The 16,501-nt window shown below is 41.6% G+C and carries 15 protein-coding genes and 2 pseudogenes; 6 read left to right on the top strand and 11 right to left on the bottom strand.

The genetic code is table 11. The features are described 5' to 3' along the window. Positions 1 to 50 precede the first annotated feature (50 nt). Positions 51 to 1,208, top strand: coding sequence for an XdhC family protein (locus ACKTT2_RS35760; RefSeq protein ID WP_407895735.1), 1,158 nt, complete (start codon positions 51 to 53; stop codon positions 1,206 to 1,208). A gap of 14 nt (positions 1,209 to 1,222) precedes the next feature. Beyond that, complete coding sequence (locus tag ACKTT2_RS35755; protein WP_407895734.1) at positions 1,223 to 1,342, top strand: type II toxin-antitoxin system VapC family toxin; 120 nt, start codon at positions 1,223 to 1,225, stop codon at positions 1,340 to 1,342. Between the two features lie 85 nt (positions 1,343 to 1,427). Here the strand turns inward: ACKTT2_RS35755 and ACKTT2_RS35750 are convergent. Then, positions 1,428 to 1,913, bottom strand: a pseudogene (locus ACKTT2_RS35750) (HNH endonuclease); the annotation flags it as partial. Between the two features lie 98 nt (positions 1,914 to 2,011). On the opposite strand from ACKTT2_RS35750, the gene ACKTT2_RS35745 reads away from it, so the two are divergent. Then, positions 2,012 to 2,380, top strand: coding sequence for an AraC family ligand binding domain-containing protein (locus ACKTT2_RS35745; protein ID WP_407895733.1), 369 nt, complete (start codon positions 2,012 to 2,014; stop codon positions 2,378 to 2,380). A 286-nt stretch (positions 2,381 to 2,666) separates the two neighbouring features. On the opposite strand, the gene ACKTT2_RS35740 is transcribed toward ACKTT2_RS35745, so the two are convergent. From ACKTT2_RS35740 to ACKTT2_RS35710, 7 genes are all read right to left on the bottom strand, one after another. Then, complete coding sequence (locus tag ACKTT2_RS35740) at positions 2,667 to 2,882, bottom strand: type II toxin-antitoxin system VapC family toxin (protein ID WP_407895732.1); 216 nt, start codon at positions 2,880 to 2,882, stop codon at positions 2,667 to 2,669. Beyond that, positions 2,879 to 3,139: a hypothetical protein gene (locus ACKTT2_RS35735; protein ID WP_407895731.1), complete on the bottom strand. Its 261-nt coding sequence runs from the start codon at positions 3,137 to 3,139 to the stop codon at positions 2,879 to 2,881. Before ACKTT2_RS35735 ends, ACKTT2_RS35740 begins: the two co-directional genes overlap by 4 nt. A gap of 35 nt (positions 3,140 to 3,174) precedes the next feature. Then, positions 3,175 to 4,788 carry a caspase family protein gene (locus tag ACKTT2_RS35730; protein WP_407895730.1) on the bottom strand — a complete coding sequence of 538 codons (1,614 nt, stop codon included), beginning with the start codon at positions 4,786 to 4,788 and terminating at the stop codon, positions 3,175 to 3,177. A 36-nt stretch (positions 4,789 to 4,824) separates the two neighbouring features. Further along, complete coding sequence (locus tag ACKTT2_RS35725; RefSeq protein ID WP_407895729.1) at positions 4,825 to 6,420, bottom strand: WD40 domain-containing protein; 1,596 nt, start codon at positions 6,418 to 6,420, stop codon at positions 4,825 to 4,827. A 19-nt stretch (positions 6,421 to 6,439) separates the two neighbouring features. After that, positions 6,440 to 7,696 (bottom strand): hypothetical protein, encoded by a 1,257-nt coding sequence (locus tag ACKTT2_RS35720; RefSeq protein WP_407895728.1) that lies wholly within the window; start codon positions 7,694 to 7,696, stop codon positions 6,440 to 6,442. 81 nt (positions 7,697 to 7,777) lie between these two features. Continuing rightward, positions 7,778 to 8,173, bottom strand: a complete 396-nt coding sequence (locus ACKTT2_RS35715) for an ACP S-malonyltransferase (protein WP_407895727.1) — start codon at positions 8,171 to 8,173, stop codon at positions 7,778 to 7,780. Beyond that, positions 8,170 to 8,556, bottom strand: coding sequence for a DUF433 domain-containing protein (locus tag ACKTT2_RS35710; protein ID WP_407895726.1), 387 nt, complete (start codon positions 8,554 to 8,556; stop codon positions 8,170 to 8,172). The genes ACKTT2_RS35715 and ACKTT2_RS35710 overlap by 4 nt, the downstream gene beginning before the upstream one ends. Positions 8,557 to 8,597: 41 nt before the next feature. Here ACKTT2_RS35710 and ACKTT2_RS35705 point away from each other — a divergent pair. From ACKTT2_RS35705 to ACKTT2_RS35695, 3 genes and pseudogenes are all read left to right on the top strand, one after another. Next, a pseudogene (locus ACKTT2_RS35705) lies at positions 8,598 to 8,753 on the top strand (cobalamin biosynthesis bifunctional protein CbiET); the annotation flags it as partial. 308 nt (positions 8,754 to 9,061) lie between these two features. Next, positions 9,062 to 13,429 (top strand): nSTAND1 domain-containing NTPase, encoded by a 4,368-nt coding sequence (locus ACKTT2_RS35700; protein ID WP_407895725.1) that lies wholly within the window; start codon positions 9,062 to 9,064, stop codon positions 13,427 to 13,429. 301 nt (positions 13,430 to 13,730) lie between these two features. Further along, on the top strand, positions 13,731 to 14,189 hold the full coding sequence (locus tag ACKTT2_RS35695; protein ID WP_407895724.1) for an aspartyl protease: 459 nt from the start codon (positions 13,731 to 13,733) through the stop codon (positions 14,187 to 14,189). A 9-nt stretch (positions 14,190 to 14,198) separates the two neighbouring features. On the opposite strand, the gene ACKTT2_RS35690 is transcribed toward ACKTT2_RS35695, so the two are convergent. The 3 genes from ACKTT2_RS35690 to ACKTT2_RS35680 form a co-directional block, all read right to left on the bottom strand. Further along, positions 14,199 to 15,194 carry an aldo/keto reductase gene (locus ACKTT2_RS35690; protein WP_407895723.1) on the bottom strand — a complete coding sequence of 332 codons (996 nt, stop codon included), beginning with the start codon at positions 15,192 to 15,194 and terminating at the stop codon, positions 14,199 to 14,201. 140 nt (positions 15,195 to 15,334) lie between these two features. Continuing rightward, the gene (locus tag ACKTT2_RS35685; RefSeq protein WP_407895722.1) at positions 15,335 to 15,937 is read right to left on the bottom strand and encodes a TetR/AcrR family transcriptional regulator; all 603 of its coding nucleotides are present in this window, start codon (positions 15,935 to 15,937) and stop codon (positions 15,335 to 15,337) included. 78 nt (positions 15,938 to 16,015) lie between these two features. Next, entirely contained in the window at positions 16,016 to 16,234 is a 219-nt protein-coding gene (locus ACKTT2_RS35680; RefSeq protein WP_407895721.1) for a hypothetical protein, read from the bottom strand. Positions 16,235 to 16,501 lie beyond the last annotated feature (267 nt).

Raw genomic sequence — 16,501 nt, 5'->3', positions numbered from 1 at the left:
TGAACCAGAACTTCACTGAGTTCTAAGTACTTTTTTCATCAATTAGGGACATGAAAGAACTTCAAAATATTATTGAAACCTTCGAGCAATGCAAGCTAACTGGTCAACGTACTGCGATCGCCACTGTTGTTAAAACTAGTGGTTCAGTATATCGCCGACCGGGCGCACGGATGTTGATTACCGATGACGGTCAAACGATCGGCGCTATAAGTGGTGGGTGTTTGGAGAGCAACGTCTTTGAACGATCGCAACCGTTGATGTTTTACTCAGGCGAGCCGTTAGTTGTACAATATGATACCACATCTAGCGATGATATTGTTTGGGGCTTTGGTCTTGGCTGTAACGGAGTTGTCAATGTCTTAATTGAATCTCTTGCGGATGCATCTGCTAGCAATCAGCTGGAGTTTATCGCTGAGTGTTTTCTTCAACATCAATCAGGAGCGATCGCAACTATCTTTGATGTTAAGGGAGACACCCAAGTAAAAGTTGCCTCTCGGCTGTTCTTAAAACAAGATGGTGCTGTAACTACTAATATTAAAGACCGTGAATTGGCTCAAAAAGTGTTGCAAGATGCTCAAGAGGTTTTTACAAGCGGGCGATCGCGTGTTGAATCTTACTCACTCGTCAACGGATGTGTTGAAGTCCTTCTGGAAGTGATTCAATCACCCCTCCCGTTGCTAGTATTTGGAGCAGGTCATGATGCTATTCCGGTTGTTAACTGTGCCAAACAGCTTGGTTGGCACGTTAAAGTCATTGATAATCGACCCGGTTATACAACTCGCGATCGCTTTCCCAACGCAGATGATATCATTTTTTGCGATCCAGAAAACCTGAAAGCACACCTCAGTTTCAATTCTCATATGGTTGCTGTAGTCATGACCCATAAATACCTGCACGATTTAGAATTGTTAAGAACTTTACTATTGTCTCCCTTAGAGTATATTGGTCTGTTAGGACCGAAAACTCGACGAGAACGATTGCTTCAAGACTTACAAGCCTCTGGATTCATGCCTACACCAGACCAATTGCATCACCTTTACGGTCCGGTTGGTCTCGACATTGGTGCTAATACTCCAGAAGAAATTGCTCTTTCAATTGTGGCAGAAATTCAAGCTGTTGTTGCTTGTCGCAGTGGTAGTTCACTCCGAGAACGCACCAAACCTATTCATTCCCAATATGATGAACTCACACCTCTGGTGTCAATTTAAAAGTCAGGCATGATATGGCTATCAGTTTGGAACGCACAGTATATGACTGTTTCTATCTTGCTCTCGCTATTAGGCAAAGATGCCAATTGGTCACAGCTGACAAAAAATTTTACAATTTGTTTATATTCATCTAGCTTTATTTAGTAACTCACTGCGTCTTCCCCATAAATCAGTGCGTACCACGGCGCACCCTTTCGGTGCATCCGGCTCCCGATATTCTTAGCTTTCGCTTTTGCTCATGTGTATGTAGTCATGGCAACTCTCGTGAATTGCTATTAGGTTTTCCGTTTTCCAGTTGGCGTGTTTTCCGTCCTTATGATGGAGATAAACTCTTTCATCGGACAGAAGTTTAAGCCCGCAGGCTGCACATGTATGGTTTTGCCTTTTTAAGGCTTTAGAGGTTTCTCCACCATCGTAGAGCTTGCTGTTGCGCTCGCTCCAATAGGCGATATCTCCGTCAAATGGTGATTTCTTTCCTTTAACGAGGATGTGATTGTTCTCGGAGTAAGGAACCGAAGGGAACGCTTTGTCTCGCAATTGTTTGCTAGTGTAGCGGTCTTGCTTGGTTTCTTTATTGAATACTCTGACCGCTCTGAGTTGGATGTGGTTTAGTGAGAACCTTGCCCCATCCATTTTGCAGTAACGGTGATAATTCCTCCAACCTCTAACTACGGGTGCTAACCTTGCGGCTTTTTCCGTAGCGCCACTTACGTATATTTAGCAGCCAGCGACAGCAGCTATACTAGTGGTGAACTGATTGAAGTTCACGGTGGGTGGGTTGGTTGGTAAAGAGGTGACGAGCAATGAGTTCAGAGCAAACTTCAGCAAACCGCATCCTACAACTAAACACGTTAGCAGAATCTCCGCAACGGGAACCGCTTGTTGTCGTGAAACGCCGCGCTTGGCAAGGTGTGAGTGTAGAACGCTACCACTTAGTCAACTTCGAGTCACCGGAAATCTCTTACTCTAACCTTGTGGTAGGACTGTCATTAAACGGTAATCTCGTACAAGAAGTCAGCGTAAATGGCAAGCGCCGCCAGTTCGCATATACACGCGGCGATATGACTCTTTACCCAGCTGCTATGCCGCACGCTGGACGTCAAGAAAAAAATGAACCCACTGATTCGGCAAATATATACTTCACACCCGCATTCATTGAGCGCCTTAAGTAAGTGAGGAAATTTATTTATACATTTTAATTACCTCTGGTGCCTCATTCAGTAAGGATATTAGAGTATTTTCCCCCCTTTTTAAGGGGAGCCAGCGCTGCAGGAGGGTCTCCCGACCTAGGCGACTGGCGTGGGCTAGGGGGGATCGTGTATAAAATCTGATACTTTGAGAGACATCCTCTAAGAGTTGCAAGTTAGCTCGGATTTGAGCAGCATCTAGAGCTATGCTTGAGTTAATAATTGGCTCAAAGATAATGTTTTCAGTGTTAAAAAATAATTCCATGTATTGTTATTGTAAATTTGTTTGTTCTAAACGGTAGGGACGCACTAAACACTCAGCTAGAGTGACTGGGGAAGTAACACCTATCAATAAACCGTTCTCAATGCGCTCAAATATTTCTCTGACAATTGGCAAATATTGTAGATTTTCTTCTATGGCATAAATGACTGGTGCGCTATCTAGAAACAAGCGCTTTACATCCTGTAATCTTTCTTCAGTAGTCACTCAAGCTTCCTAGATTCCATTTCTTCAATTTCTAACTCTGGAAACTCTCCCCGTCTCATACGTGTAATATATTCTTGAGCATCCATACCTCCTAAGTGATTGGGTGCAATTCCAATAAATTCAGTGGCTTTGCGGCGTGGTTTGCGTGTAATCTCGCACCCTCTTAGTTTTTCTACTAAATGAGAAATTAGATGCAGTTCCTCATCAGGTGTAAGTGCATCTACTAATCTCATCACCTCAATTAATTCTCCAGACATCTTCAATACTCCCTTGTGGCTGTATTATTTTAATCTTAGAGCAAACTTTTTCTCATACTATAATGAATAGCTTTCATTTTTATTATCTCTAAGTCAGAAACATCAATAGACTCAAAAATGACACCTCGACCAGCAGCAGATGGTGGAAAGAGAAAAAATCGAAGTCTTTTTGGTGAATAAAACAAACGTAGTTCACAGATACCGATCGCCCCATTTTGATAGAAAGGATAGCTGGGTCTAGTTTCTCCAGGTGCTAATCCATTCCACATGACATCTTCATCTTGCCAGAGTGGTACAGGTGTAAGACGACCTTCTGAAGAAATTTCAACCATGTATATGTGAGCTTGAGCTTTAGTAGTATTTTTAATACTAAATTGCATAATACTATCGTACTCAACAAAGTATCCTGTTTTTTCACCAACGTTTTGTTCGTGAGCGAGCGTGAGGTTCTTTTCGCTATCACCAGTGAGAAATGTTACATCAAGAGGAAATTCACGATTGGGAATTGAAAGTGCTGTTTTCCAGCAAGGAAGCTGTTGTTCGAGGTTCCAAAGATCGTTATTAGATAAAGGAATTGTTCCTTCACTAAAATTGAGTTTTGAAAGTATATTTATAATCTCAATAACTCTCTCTATATTATTTTCAAAAAACCTCAATCTATCTTCTAAGTAAAGAGCTTCCGGACTAGATGGTCTAAGAGAAACAACTTGTTCCACAATCTCCCTAAAAACTGTAAATTCACCATTTTGCAATATAGAAAAAGCACGAGCTTTCAGAGCATCAAAACTTTGGTTTCGTAAAGAAATCACCATCTCGCCTCGATCGTCAAGGTGAAATGAACCAAAGTCAGGAGTTTGTTTTGATTCAGATGCTTGACCAACTTTTTGCTGCACAAATAAACCTAGTTCGGAAGAGGTGATAATCCCATTACCATCAAGGTCAGCTTTCCCCCAGTTAAAGCCATCAATGATGGTTCCAGTGAACAAAGAATGACCGGAAATGGAACCCCCATCAAGCGCAGGTTGTTCCCGACGAGCTGATGTGATAACTTTACGACTAATCCGACGGCTCAAGTCTTTTTCGTAGCGCACAGTATCTCGAAATGTTTTCATGGCTTCACCTAAAGCCAAACCGCTATGACAAGAGTCTAAGACAACTAAAATATGTCTTGCAGGAAGTTTGCTAATAGCCTTAAGAAAGGAATCCACTTCGATATAATCTTGCCAGTATTCTTTTGAATCGGGTTTTCGTGCCTTTACAGGAACTATAAAACTTGTCTCTCCGCGTACTTCGCCACCGATTTTATCAACACGAGTGTGTCCGTGACCCGCAAAAAATAGCAAAAGATTGTCATCTTCTTGTAAAACTTCGTGTAATTGTCCTTCAACAATATTGAGAATTGCATCTTTGGTGGCATGACTATCAGTGAGTGGTGATATTGGTACAATAAACCCAAGCTTGTCAACTAAAATCTGCTGAATACCGATAGCATCATTAACTGCATTACGAAGCTGTGACCAGTGCTCATATTTGTCAATACCAATTGTCACAATAATAGAGCGTCCCTTATGAACAGATTCCAGTTCGGAAATGACAACATGAGCCTGACGAAATTCTGCTTCAGAAGTTTGTGTTATTTGTTCAGTCATATTTTTTTCAATCAGTGGTAATTGACATCACGAAAATTATGAAGGAACTTGCCAAAGCCTAATCTCCATATCATCACCACCACTAGCAAGGATATGTCCATCACGGCTAAAAGCAACAGATCGAACTTCGCCTAAATGTCCGGTGAGAGTACTAAGTAGTTCTCCTGTTTGTAAGTTCCAGATTTTGATTGTGTAATCAGCACTAGCGCTAGCAAGTTTTGTTCCATCTGGACTGATAGCAACGCACCAAACTCGACCTGCATGACCGTAAAGTATATGAGGTGGTTTCTTTTCCCCAGTAGCTAAATGCCAAAGCTTAATAGTTCTATCAGCACCGCTACTTACTAAAGTTTGACTATCAGGGCTAATAGCAAGAGATAAAACTTCGCTTAGATGAGCATGCTCGATTTTGTAAAGTAGTTCGTTTGTCCCAGAACCCAAATGCCAAAGTTTGATGTCACCGCTTTTATTGCTACTTGCAAGGCTTTGTCCATCTGGGCTAAAAGTTACGGAAAGAACAGAACTGTTGTGTCCGACAATTGTAGTTTGCTTTTTTCTTGTGTCCAACTTCCATAATTTGATGATTCCTTGGGTGCTCGCACTACCACTAGCAATGATATCTCCATTGGGGCTCATCGAAATAGAATTAAGAGTCGTTGCGGAATTTTGCGATGTATGAATTGTGTATTGGCATTTCCTAGTTTTTCGATCCCATAGTTTGATTTTATTGTCAGCACTACCACTCATGAGGGTCTTTCCATCTGGACTAATACCAACACACTTAATTCGGTTTTCATGACCAATAAGTATATGTACTGGTTGCTTAGTTTCTAAATCCCACAGTCTAACTGTCTCATCGTTACTACCACTGATGAGCGTTTTTCCATCTAAACTAAAAGCTATAGATCTCACCCAGTCAGAATGACCTTTTAATGAACTTAGGTAATTCCAAGTAGTACTTGCACATAGTTGGGGCGAGTCATCTTTGATTGGATTAAGATTTTCTTTCTTCAGCAGAACAGGTTTTAAGTGTTCTAGAATCTCAACTTTGGGTGTTGCACCAACAACTTCTGCTTTGCGAGGAATTGGGTGACTCGAAATCTCAAATTGAATGGCATTACAACCCCATTTGTATGCAGATTCAATGCTTTCTCCCGCTCCCAAAGCATTATAGAAACCAACTGTAAATCCGATCGCTGCATCATCCCGAATCGTGTGACTCATGCCAATCACATAATTAATATGTTCGCCGAGCGCTTGTGCTTGCACTTGGGAATAACAAGCATTGAGCAGAACACACTCAACGCGATCGCTCACCAAGCTAAACAGTTCGGCTAAAGCTTCAGTACTAGCTAAATGCTCTCGCCCATCATCGTCTTCTAGCACCAGACCTTGACTACCAGTGCCATGTCCGCAAAAATGTACAATGTGCGGTTTCACTTCCAACATAGAGCGTCGCAGGTCTTCTGGACGTACAGCTCCTCTTGCTTCCATTTGAAATAAATGGCGGTTATCTGCACGTTTGAGTCCTTCCCGGATATCACGGGTTTCTCGTTCTAGATCTAGAACTGAAGTTCCTTTGGGATTGGATGCCAAAACCAAGATCTTTTTCACCAAAGCATTGCTATTCATAAAATATTTTTGCAGGTAACTATTGTTGTTTTGTCGTAATAGCGATACTTACTGCTTTAGTCGTCCACCCGCGATTGGAGTTGTTGACCTGTGCTTGACGGACAGGAGGTGGTTGGTCAACATCACTCCCCACCGCCGCAAGGAGTTGGTCAAGTAGACTGCTTCCTCTGTAGAGTCCTCTTTCCGCAGCGCGAGGAATTTCTTGGTCAAGAGATGGTAATTCTAGCCAACGGAAGCTAGTACCTCTGGTTGTCGCAAAAACTTTTAAGATGTCTTTACCTTCTTTGTATCCTTCAGGTAAGCTGAATCTCAGAGGAATTAACTCCTCTTGTCCGGGGCTAAAAGGTACAAAGTCTGCACCATCATCTAATATGTCAAGTTGAGAAATACCCCAATCTGACTGTAAATCCAATACAGCAACATTAAGTTCTTGGTTTGACTCATTCTTTATATGTAAATATGTCTGTTCTCCAACTGAGAGTACTTGATACGTTGGGTTAGCCAATGGCTTTCTATCTTTATCAGTCAATTGAACGACTAGCTTATTGGTTAAAGTTGAAGGATTATCTAGTTCTTGGGCGGCTCGGTATTTAGTAAGATGAACCAAACGTTTGACGACACCTTCCGCAGCCCTAGGTTCGTTGACTTTTAGGGATGGTCGCACATTAGGAATCGGTGTTCCATTAGGGTCACAAATTTCATACTCGCTATCTGCATTGATTGCGACTTGGTAGTGTTCTGCTTGCTCATTAGATACCAATTCCACCCAGCCTTTCCCAACGCTATCGATCGCAGTTTTAATTGCTTCAAGTGCTGGAGTCTGAATTTTAATTATCTCTGGCGGTAATACCTGATTTGTTGGTACTTCATTAGTTCCTTTATCCTCTTGTTTCTCAAATAAACGAATTTGTCGTACAAGAGCGACTGGGGCTGAGAGCATAACTGCAACAGATGCTTGCTCTATGGTTGCTCCTTCTTGCAGTGAATCTGGCTCAATTGCAGCCCAAGCGTCTGTTGCACTGATTTGTGCAGTTACTTCTGCGATCGCGATTTGTTTGTCTTGTTGCGTAAAATCTTTTGTACCTGGTGGATAGATAGCAAACCGTGCGCCTTGACCCAATCCTTGTGCTTTACCAGCATTTAATCGCACCTGATTGTTTGCTGCATCCACCTGAATTACATTCACTGTGTAATGCAAGTCACCATAATTGCTGCCAAATACCAGACGCTTCCCTTCACCATCCATACCTCCTAAGTGATTGGCGGTAGCATTCAACTATGTCTTCAAGTTGATATTGCAGAAAACTTGTTTGGGAACAAAACAACCTATGTGCTTGTACAAGCTCATCGGGAACTTTTATGGAATAAAAAGTCTCCTTGACCCCCTGTAGTCGTCAATATCAAATACAATTTCAATGAGCCGATCGACACAACGATTGCGATAATCAGGATCGGTCAGAACTCTATCAGCATCTCCAATAGTGACTATAGGCAATGACATGGATGTATTTTCTTCACGCATCACTTGCTCTAGAGAGTTTTTACCTTTCATACTACGATTAGCTGTTAGCAGAATCATTTGGTTTGCTTGGGCAAATCGCCAAACTATTCTGTCATCACTAGTAACAGATAAGGCAACATCTTCAAAGGTAATAAAGCGAATCGGTAGCAAGTCTAACCAACCAAGGCTAGCAATATTACCAGACAGAAGCAAAGCATGTCCTTCAAGATTGTGGTCTACTAGGAAAATCATGCTTGGGTTTTAAGTTGACTTTGGTGTTTGGCTTTCTGTACTTGAAGTTTTTCCCAAGCAACTTCCATCCCTGGCTTAGGTGGTTTTGCAGAAATTCGGGCAATGAGATCGCGATTTTGTTCTTCGTAGTATTGTCGCAATTCTTCGGCTTCTTGAAGAACAAGTTGATACTCAGCCTGCACCTCAGCACGATGTGCTTCAATGTAAGACAAGGCGGCATTCACTTGCTCATCCGTGAGACTGAGCATGGCACGGATAAACTTTGGTGGATACTGGGCACTCACGTAGTCCATCACGTCATATAGAGTGATGCGAGTACCTGCAACTGTCAGTCCTCGCTCTGTACGAATAATTGCGGCTTGCCCGTTTGCTCCCAGAGTCATATCTATAATATTTGCTATAAACTAATCCCATTTTACTCCATGTAAAATTAGGATCGGAACAGAAGTTGCTGCAATGGCACAACCAAATGGGCGGGGAATTAATTCGCACTGCTGTGCAAAGAACCGCACCTATTGGTGGATTTTTAGGTTGGAAGCCGATGGTGCCAGTGACGCAGTGGATGGTGGTAAAGTTTTGAAAAACTATCAACTATAGCGGTTCTCAGTTGAATCAAGTACAGGTCGATCTGCGTTCATCCGCTACAGGCTGCGGTTCCATAACTTTTTTATGTATTGCACTCAATTGAAAACCGCTATATTGTCCCCCTTAAGTTACTTGAGGTGCGTTCAAACGCAGGATTGTAAATTTATTGTAGATACATAGTTATATATCCGGAGAAGAGCGTTTTCACTGTGTAGTTTTACGTACAAGAAAAACTAATTAATTTTTAATGGCACGCAAAACATCTTGCAATCCAGTTATTTATATTTATTAATTATTTTATTTATGACGCAATCTAGATATGATTTTAAACGTAATTTAGCTGTTATCATTGGTATTAATGAATACTCCAATGGTATCCCGCCCTTAACAACTCCTGTTGCTGATGCCGAAAAACTGGCAAATACTCTTCAAGAAAGCTATCAATATCAAGTTAAAACTCTACTCAATTCACAGGCTACTCTTTCTGGATTACACTCTCTGCTTGCCGATTTCAAAAATAAGAGATTTCCAGTGGGTGATACGACTGTGGAGGTTCAACAGAGCGATCGCATCATATTTTACTTTGCCGGACATGGTATTGTTCCCACAGATGAACTCGAAGATAACAGTCAATGCAGGGGCTATCTCATCCCAACGGATGCAAAAACTGAAAATCTCCTCCAAACACAAAACCTTCTCCTATCCATGCAGGACTTGCATGATGCTCTCATAGAATTGCCATGCCGTCATATGCTGGTAATTTTAGATTGTTGTTTTGCAGGAGCATTTCGTTCGAGTTCCTATCGCAACGCTGTACCTGCACGCAAAGTCTACAAACAACGATACGATCGCTTCATTAGTGAACCCGCATGGCAAGTCATCACCTCTGCTGCTTACAATCAAAAAGCCCTTGATTTCTTTGGTTTTTTTGGTAAGAGAGAAAGCGATCGCACACAAGACCATTCCCCTTTTGCAAGCGCATTATTTGAAGCATTAGAAGGTGACGCCGACACAACTTTTAAAAGAGGCGATGGTATTATCACTGCAACGGAAATTTATTCCTACGTGCGGGATAAAATCGAACAAATGACTGATGAGCGCAACGTCCGCCAAACACCCGGTTTATTTCCCCTACAAAAGCACGACAAAGGCGAGTACATTTTCTTATCACCTGACTTCGACCGGGAAAAGCTCGAAGATGCACCCGTCCTCAAGCTAGAGAACAACCCATACCGAGGACTCAAAAGCTATGAAGAAAAACATTCTTCTCTGTTCTTTGGTAGAGAAGAACTTGTCAAGCAATTGTACACTCATATTAGCGATCGCCGTCACCAACTCACTGTAGTCTTGGGAGTTTCCGGTTCTGGTAAGTCAAGTTTGGTGAAAGCAGGACTGATTCCTTGCTTGCAAAATCACCACGAACAAGAATTTTTTATCTTACCTACCATTCGACCAACAAAGTCCCCCTTTAAAGCACTTGCAGAAGCCGTTTTGCAAAATGCTTCTGTCAATGAAACCGAGAAATCAAAGGAAATTTCTTCCCTCAAACAAAAACTTCAAGAAGCACCCAATCAATTTATTCACCTTATAGAACAGTACGACCGAGTTCGAGCTAACACAAAGTTTTTATTGGTTGTTGACCAATTTGAGGAACTTGTGACAATGTGCAAAGAAGAAACGCGAGCAAGTTTCTTAAATTTTCTGGCACAAGCTTTAGCGACAGACTCTCGCCTCTATATTGTGTTGACTTTGCGCTCTGACTTTGAATCCCGTTTTACAGATTCTCCTCTAAAACCCTATTGGGATGCAGCACGCTTTCAAGTCAAAGCGATGAAATCTCATGAATTGCGTCAAGCCATTGAAAGACCTGCAATGGATAAGATGTTAGACTTCGAGCCACCAACTCTTGTGGATCGTCTCATTGATGATGTTGGGCAAATGCCAGGAGCGCTATCACTCTTATCTTTTACACTGAGCGAACTGTATATAAAATGTATTGCACAAGAAAGACGGACTTTAACTCAAGAAGATTATGATGGTTTGGGAGGAGCGATCGGTTCGTTAAGACAGCGAGCAACAGAGGAATACGACAAGTTTGACTCAGCCGAGCAAGCAACATTGCGGCGAGTCATGTTAAGAATGGTAACAATTGAGGATGGACAAGTCGCAAGGCGAAGAGTCCCTTCATGGGAACTTAAATACCCATCGGAAGAAGAAAACCAACGAGTGGAAAAAATCCTCGACCATTTCGAGCGCCTTCACCTCATTGTTAGGGGACAAGACATTGGGGGAGAACCTTATGCAGAACCCGTTCATGATGCGCTCGTTCGAGAATGGGATAAGTTAGAACAATGGCAGCAACAAGAACGGGAAAACCTGATATTGCAACAACATTTGACATTTGCTGTTAATGATTGGGACAAGTATAAGCGAGCCACAGGGTATCTTTGGATGTACAATCCTCGTCTCAATCGTTTAGCAGAAGTGCTTTTATCTAAAGATGATAACTGGCTCAATCAGCTGGAGATGGAATTTGTTCAAAGTAGTATTGACAAGCAGCAACAGTTTCAGAAGCCACAAGTCACAGCAGAACTGCAACAGAAAGCGTATCTTGTCCAACAACTACTGACGCTGAAACGAGAGGTAAACAGTTTGGCTTTAGCCGTCGTGACAGTAGGAGAGAATTTAGAAGAACTTACGGAAATTCTCAGCCCCGTACAGTCTAGCTTGAGAGCAGCCGTGGAAAATGCTAGAGAACGCGATATTTTGGGTGTCGGAGATGTATCTGCTGTGGCTATTAGCCCTAATAAACAGTACATTGCTTATAGTGTTTCTGATTCTCAAAAATTACGTTTGTGGGATTTTCAAGGAAATTTTATTAATGGTTTTTTAGTTCCCGATTGCGATCGCATTCAATCCATCGTTTTCAGTCCGGATAGTCAGGCGCTCGCAACTGTTAGTGACAATTTCCAGGTACATTTATGGACAATCAATGGCGAGCTTATCTGTGACTTTACAGTTTCCGATGGGAATATTAATTCCCTAGCTTTTAGTTTCGATTGTCAAATAATTTTAACAAGTACTTCTGGCATTGAAGGAAAAATCCAATTATGGAATCTTGATGGCAATTTAATGCAAAGCTTCTCTGTCTCTCAAGAGAAAGTTAACTCAGTGGCTTTGAATGGAAAACACATTGTAACAGCGATCGCTGGAACTCGGTCAAAAGTTCAGTTATGGAATATCAGTGGCAACTTAATCAAAGATTTTTTTGATATAGAGGAAGAAATTAACTCTGTTGCTTTCAGCCCTAACGGTAAATATATCGTGACTGGTAGTACTGGTCGTTTGGGAAAAGTCCAATTATGGAGTTCTCAAGGTGAGTTTATCAAAAATTTTCTACTTAGTGAAGATGAAATTAGTTTGAAAGAGAATGGTATTCAATCAGTTGCTTTTACATCAGATTGTCAGAAAATTATTTGTATCAGTCAATGTAAAACAGCTACACCATCATTTGTGTTAAGATTGTGGAACTTAGAGGGATATCTCATTCAAAAACTAGTATCTCCTGGGAATTACATTTCTATAAGTGCAGATGCTAAATCCGCTCTTACAGGTAGTAGAGGCGATCTTGGTAAAGTCACATTATGGGATTTGCAGGGTGATGAAATTGATATCTTATCAGGACACCAAGCGATTATTAACTCAGTTGCTATTAGTGGTGATGGCAAAATTATTGTCAGTGCGAGTGATGATGGTGCTTGGTTATGGAATCACAGAGATGCTATTCGTCAACCGCTACCACATGAAGAAACTGTTAAGTTAGCTGCTATAAGTACTGATGTTCAAGCGATCGCCACAGGAACTGACAATGGAATTCTACGTTTGTGGAATTCAAAGGGCGATTTATTGAAAGAGTTTCAAGCATATCAAAGTACTATCAATGCAATTGCTATTCACAACGATGGCAAGCACATCATCGCGTGTGGAAGTGATGACATGAATTTTGATAAAATTAAAGTTTGGGATTGTTTTGGTAACTTGCTTGAAGAAAGATTCTTTGAAGGTCAAACAAGCTATCATCGGAAGGTCGCTATTAGTGCTGACAGTAAAACAATTGTGAGTATCAGTGATGTTGTTAACATTCAAATTTGGAATCCCCAAGGTCAACTCATTGCTGAAAATTCCAATGGTCACTCGGCTTACATTAATGCCGTTGCTATTAGTGCTGATGGTAAAACAATTGTCACGAGTAGTGATGATGAGACGTTAGGATTGTGGGACAGTCACGGTAAACCTATCCTCGATCGCCCTTTGTCAGATTCAGTTCCAAATTCCGTTGCCGTGAGTGCAGATGGGCAGTATATTATTAGTGGAACTCGCGACAACAGCGTGCGGCTATGGGATCGCCGAGGTCATCTCCTCGATAGCCTCCTTCCTGGACACAAAGATGTTGTGAGTGCTGTTGCTATCAGCCAAGATGGACTCACAATTGTTAGTGGCAGTTGGGATGGAATGGTGCGTTTGTGGTGGGGTGGAAATTGGAAAAACTGGCTGCAAGTGGCTTGCGATCGCTTGCGCTATCATCCAATACTAGAAGACCTCTCAGATGAGATTGAAAAACAAGCTTGCGAAATTTGTAGAAAACTGGTTTGGGAACAACCTATTGGGTAAGTTTGTAGCGAAAGCGAATTAATTAAGAAAACTCCTTAATCCTCTTTTGTTACTTTGGGAAAATAAAAATAACTGTAGGTTGGGTTGAACAAAGTGAAACCCAACAAAGGCAAGATTTTTGAATGTTGGGTTTCGTTCCTCAAATGCCACATCACTCAACGGGGGAAACCCCCACACTTGAGGCAAGATTTTTGAATGTTGGGTTTCGTTCCTCAACCCAACCTACGCCTAAATTTCTATGTTTAAAGATAATATATATTTATTAATAACAAATAAATCGGTTAAGATAGAGTGAGGTATTATGAGTAGATTAATATTTCCAAATCTTCAGGATAAACAGATGGGGCAAGTTATTGTTACCCTGACCGTCACTAACCGTATCGATCGCGTTTTAGCTGAGAGAGGCTTTATTCCAAACGAAGAAGTTCGCTCCCATATCTTAAATGATGTCATAGTTGATATAGGAGCTACTTTACTGTGTTTGCCTGCCACCGTAATTAGTCAGTTAGGTCTGGTTTTAGGCGGAGAAGCAAATGTGGAGACAAGTGCCGGAGTTCAAAAAGGACGTATTTTTCGAGATGTTGAACTTTGTGTTGAAAATCGTCAGGGAACTTTTGATTGTTTAGAATTGACAGAAGTACCTTATGCTTTGTTAGGTGTGACACCTATGGAGATTTTGGGCTTGGAACCAGATTTGAAGAATCGCAAGTTGCGGATATTACCGATGAATTCCGAGCAAACTTACCTCAGTATTCTTTAAAAACCTCGTTCATCGATTAACCGAATCCATAATAGCTTCTGGGTAGCGCGTTCCTTTTGTAACTCCAATCGGTGCAACATCTTCAATTCGTTGCAAATCGCGATCGCTCAATTCAATTGAAAGCGCCTGTAGATTCTCTTCAAGGCGATCGCGCCGTTTTGTTCCGGGAATCGGTATAATGTCTTCGCCCTGTGCTAGCAACCATGCAAGAGCAAGTTGTGCCGGGGTACAGTTTTTCTCATGTGCAATCTCTTGAATTTTTACCACCAGTTGTAAATTATGTTTAAAATTTTCGCCTTGATAGCGTGGTGAATGACGGCGGAAATCGTCAGGTGCAAAGTCTTCAGGTGTTTGAATTGTTCCTGTCAAAAAGCCACGTCCGAGAGGTGAATAAGCCACTAATCCAATTCCTAATTCTCGGCAAACGGGCAAGACATCTGTTTCTGGTTCTCGCGTCCACAAACTATATTCGGTTTGCAACATAGCGATTGGATGCTCTTTTGCCGCACGGCGCAATGTGTCTGCACCTGCTTCTGATACTCCGGCATATCGGATTTTGCCTTCTTGGATAAGTTCTGCGATCGCGCCAATAGTCTCTTCAATTGGTACATTTGGATCGACTCTGGCTGGATAGTACAGATCTATATAATCTACGCCTAACCGTTGCAGACTATATGCCAAAAAATTACGCACAGCCACAGGGCGATTATCATATCCGATGAAATTACCATCCCAGTTTCGCAAAGCGCCAAATTTTACGGCAATAAAAACGCGATCGCGTGGAACTTCTTTGATGGCTTGGCGAATCAGTTCTTCATTATGTCCGACTCCGTAGAAGTCGCCTGTATCCAGAAAATTGACGCCAAGCTCAATGGCATGACGAATCGTCGCTATGCTTTCAGCGTCGTTAGCTTGCTTTCCACCATAAAAATCTGACATCCCCATGCAACCCAAACCTAACCCTGATACTTGAACGCCCGATTTTCCAAGTTGGCGGTATTTCATAAGCTGAGATTCCTTTGTATTTATTTTTGAAACAAATTACAAATTACAAAATTTGTAATTTGTTTGACAGAATTATCGTATCACACTCATTCATAAATGACAACTTACAAACACTGAAAAATGTCACAAATGTTGTCCTGTCAGATTTTCCCTGCTGCTAGGGATACGGTTAGTAATTTAACGACTGCGATCGCCTGTTCTTCAAGTGGCTCATGAGCAGATTGTCGTATGATGAGAGGGTGGTGAAATTTGATAGTGGCAGCATTCACTGCAGTAGTTGCCAGGGAGATATCGGCGATCTGGAATTCTCCAGTTTCGACTCCACGGGTTAAGATTCCTTGAAGAATGGAAGATAAGACTTGTAAATGATGCTCGACTACGATGCGATCGGCTTCTAGAATAGCGAGATAAGCATCAAAAAGTTCTGGCTCGGCGGCAAGTTTATCGCGTTTTAGCCGATAAAGTCCCAATATATAGTCTTTCAGGCACTCCCCAGCAGAGTCCGATTTTTGAGCAATCTCTTGCAAAGCTTGTTCGATACCGCTAAACCAACGTTCCACAACGGCATCCATCACATCCGCTTTAGTTTTGAAGAAGCGATAAACGTTAGCATGCGACATTTTACAAGCACGGGCAATTTCACTAATTGTCGTGCGGGCGTAGCCATACCGTCGGAGATGGGCTTCAGCTGTTGTCAAAATGAGTTCTTGTGTCTCTCGAGCAGTCCGTTCTGTTTGCGCCATCCCAGTTCTTGTTCGTGAATTCCTAACTAACACATTTTGCCATTTGTCTAGCACATTAGACTTGCTATCTGTGTTATGTTACTTCCATTTTAATTGACGACTACTCCCACTTTCTCGACTTGTAGGAATTCCAGGATTGGGAGGTATACGGGCTTCTAGTTGCTCTTTTTTCAGAATTTTGACGATTCCACTAGGATTTTTGAGAAAATTTAAGAAATAATTTCCTTGTAAATAGTTAGCAGTTACAGATATTATTCCTAATGTTATTAATGAAGTTATACAATATTGTAGTTTCATCGTATTTACCTCGGAAAAACCACTCATAAAGGACTTCCAATATAAAAATATTCAACTTTCTCTTGTGGTGCGGGCGTCTCGCCCGCCATCAGTATAGGACGGGCGAGGACGCCCGTACCACAAGATAGATAATTTATTTTTTGGAAATCCCTAGTACAACTTCACAAGCATTTGCGTGTTTTTCTGAGAAACTATGGAGTTATTTATTCTGTACGAGTAAAGATTTGGTAAAGGATTTAAAGATAAGCTCTATTTTTGACTAGGAGC

Origin of the sequence: Scytonema hankhaensis NUACC26, assembly GCF_045865695.1 — a bacterium.
In the GTDB taxonomy this organism is placed as follows: Bacteria; Cyanobacteriota; Cyanobacteriia; order Cyanobacteriales; family Nostocaceae; genus Scytonema.
This window is presented reverse-complemented; position numbering and strand designations above follow the sequence as displayed.

Bases quoted from the DNA above. Each gene is read 5' to 3' on its own strand.
- ACKTT2_RS35760 (WP_407895735.1), top strand. From the start codon at position 51: ATGAAAGAACTTCAAAATATTATTGAAACCTTCGAGCAATGCAAGCTA.
- ACKTT2_RS35755 (WP_407895734.1), top strand. From the start codon at position 1,223: ATGGCTATCAGTTTGGAACGCACAGTATATGACTGTTTCTATCTTGCT.
- ACKTT2_RS35745 (WP_407895733.1), top strand. From the start codon at position 2,012: ATGAGTTCAGAGCAAACTTCAGCAAACCGCATCCTACAACTAAACACG.
- ACKTT2_RS35735 (WP_407895731.1), bottom strand. From the start codon at position 3,139: ATGTCTGGAGAATTAATTGAGGTGATGAGATTAGTAGATGCACTTACA.
- ACKTT2_RS35730 (WP_407895730.1), bottom strand. From the start codon at position 4,788: ATGACTGAACAAATAACACAAACTTCTGAAGCAGAATTTCGTCAGGCT.
- ACKTT2_RS35725 (WP_407895729.1), bottom strand. From the start codon at position 6,420: ATGAATAGCAATGCTTTGGTGAAAAAGATCTTGGTTTTGGCATCCAAT.
- ACKTT2_RS35715 (WP_407895727.1), bottom strand. From the start codon at position 8,173: ATGATTTTCCTAGTAGACCACAATCTTGAAGGACATGCTTTGCTTCTG.
- ACKTT2_RS35710 (WP_407895726.1), bottom strand. From the start codon at position 8,556: ATGACTCTGGGAGCAAACGGGCAAGCCGCAATTATTCGTACAGAGCGA.
- ACKTT2_RS35700 (WP_407895725.1), top strand. From the start codon at position 9,062: ATGACGCAATCTAGATATGATTTTAAACGTAATTTAGCTGTTATCATT.
- ACKTT2_RS35695 (WP_407895724.1), top strand. From the start codon at position 13,731: ATGAGTAGATTAATATTTCCAAATCTTCAGGATAAACAGATGGGGCAA.
- ACKTT2_RS35690 (WP_407895723.1), bottom strand. From the start codon at position 15,194: ATGAAATACCGCCAACTTGGAAAATCGGGCGTTCAAGTATCAGGGTTA.
- ACKTT2_RS35685 (WP_407895722.1), bottom strand. From the start codon at position 15,937: ATGGCGCAAACAGAACGGACTGCTCGAGAGACACAAGAACTCATTTTG.
- ACKTT2_RS35680 (WP_407895721.1), bottom strand. From the start codon at position 16,234: ATGAAACTACAATATTGTATAACTTCATTAATAACATTAGGAATAATA.